This window comes from Bacteroides sp. OF03-11BH, from assembly GCF_003604005.1.
GTDB classification, from domain to species: domain Bacteria; phylum Bacteroidota; class Bacteroidia; order Bacteroidales; family Bacteroidaceae; genus Bacteroides; species Bacteroides ovatus.
Genome location: NZ_QTMW01000004.1, coordinates 1 through 1,446, shown reverse-complemented (window position 1 = coordinate 1,446; position 1,446 = coordinate 1). Strand labels below are relative to the sequence as shown.

The window sequence follows — 1,446 nt, the reverse complement described above, 5'->3', positions numbered from 1 at the left end:
CTTGAGCTTGTACATGGCATTGTCATGACAAGTGTTTACGATTTTTTCCAGTTCTTGCAGTATGCCATTGTTTTCTGCAAAATCTGTAATTATCTGCTTTACTTCATTAAATATGACTGACTGTTGCGATGTTGTATTTTCACGTTCATAGTAGGTCTTTCCAAGTTTATCGACAATGTCAAAGCGTGAAGCAGCCAATCCTCTTAAATAACTTTCCGTAGTCTGCTGTTCTTTCACGCGTTCAGTAAGAGCCTTGTACTCGGAATTGGCTTTCTCTGTCAATAACAAATAATGGTTGGTACGATCACGTTGCATGCGTAAACGTTGGCGGACGATATACCAGGCAATTCCAATAATAAAAAAGGTAGCGGCTGCTATAGCTATTTCCCAGACAGTCCGGTTTTTCATTCTGTATTGGGCGAATTTTGTTCGCTCTTTAAAATAGTCCCGCTCGACCATACCGGCGGAGAATTGCATGTTTGAGCGCATTATTGAATCGTTCAAGTAGATATAGCGATGTACATTGTCCGTTGCTTTTTCAAAATTTTTAGCCTGCACTTCGATATGGTATGCAGTGTATTGTAGTTCTGCCATGTCGCAAATATCAGTAGTGTGCGCCTTTGCAAGCTCCAGATAATACCGTGCACTGTCTATATGATTCTTCAAAAGACTTACATCTGTCAATGTGTGATATCCATATACCGTATCCTGTCGGGCGGAAAGTTCGATTCGCTGTAACAGGTCATTGGATATATGCCGTTTGGATATCACATATAGTGATGCAAGATTAGTAAGGCTGACTTCTATCAGATTACTGTTATTATGTTCATCGGCCAAGTCAAGAGCCGCCGAATACAGCCTTATTGCTTTTTCTATATCTTTTGAGTGAAAAGTAGCGGCTGCCATGTCAAGGGTTGCCTTTGTCTCCTCCTGGATATCACCCGATTGGCGGAAATTATTTCTGGCTTCGTGGAAATAATGATATGCCCGGCTGTAGTTCATTTGTTTATAATATACTTCACCGATCTGTCTGTATAAAAGCCCTTTGTAATAAGATTCATCGGTATCTGTCAGTTTCTCTTCTATTTTGAGAAAAAGACGTAATGCTCCCGGTTTATCACCTGTGCGTAATTTAATTCTTCCCCAATAATATAGAGTTTTACACTGGTGACGTAAATCTTTGGGGTAATGTTTATAATATTGCCAAGCCTGGCGGATCAATGAATCGTCAGTAACTTTCATTTGTTTTTTTTCCAAAGCTTCGGAATAGAGCAATGCATATCTGGCCTGTTCAGCCCGGTTGCCTTCTGGTTTGAGTTTTTGTAGTATTGCTAATGCACTATCCGGGTTGTTCTGCATTAGCTTTTCAGCCTCACTAAGGCGAGGGGTCTGTTCCCTGTTATAACAACCTGTAAAATAGAGAATAGCTGATAGTCCAATTATAAT

Annotated in this window: 1 protein-coding gene; it reads right to left on the bottom strand. The window is 40.2% G+C overall.

Annotated features, from left to right (window positions below; genetic code table 11):
- Nucleotides 1-1,446: tetratricopeptide repeat protein (locus DXA54_RS03825; RefSeq protein WP_243647634.1), on the bottom strand; the 1,446-nt coding region annotated here is incomplete at both ends.